Annotated in this window: 1 protein-coding gene; it reads right to left on the bottom strand. The window is 37.4% G+C overall.

Annotated elements, in window-relative coordinates:
- A partial coding sequence (locus E1163_RS30080; RefSeq protein WP_185155864.1) for a hypothetical protein occupies positions 1 to 463 on the bottom strand: 463 nt, incomplete at both ends.

Genomic DNA, 463 nt, shown 5'->3' with positions numbered 1-463 from the left:
ATTTGGTACACCATGCTGTACCTGCAATTTTACGTTCATCGTATTTTGATGCTTCTAAATAATGGTCAATCATTACGCCTCTGTTATTCCATTCGCCATTAACCTGTTTTTCCCATTCATTCGCTTTATAATAAATTGTTCCTACTAAATACTCAATCTTAGCAACCTCAACCAGTACTTCCCCCATAATCTTCAATTTCTCATCATCAGACAAGCCTGGCTGTTCTTTAAGGGCTTTTATTTTTGATGGGTAAGTCTTGTACTGCTCCCTAACATAATTAATAAGTGCTTCCTCTTTACCTTTAACACTATCAAATTCGGAACTATCTTTATCTATTAACGTCTTTAAACCTCTGGCCTCAGCAGAGGTCTCATTTTTTTTCGCAATTGCCTTTTTGGCTTCGGCAATACGATTTAATGCCTCTTGGTGTCCCTCTCCCTTCCAGCTATCATCAAATTTCAA

Origin of the sequence: Fulvivirga kasyanovii (assembly GCF_009711405.1) — a bacterium.
Classification (GTDB): Bacteria; Bacteroidota; Bacteroidia; order Cytophagales; family Cyclobacteriaceae; genus Fulvivirga; species Fulvivirga kasyanovii.
This window is presented reverse-complemented; position numbering and strand designations above follow the sequence as displayed.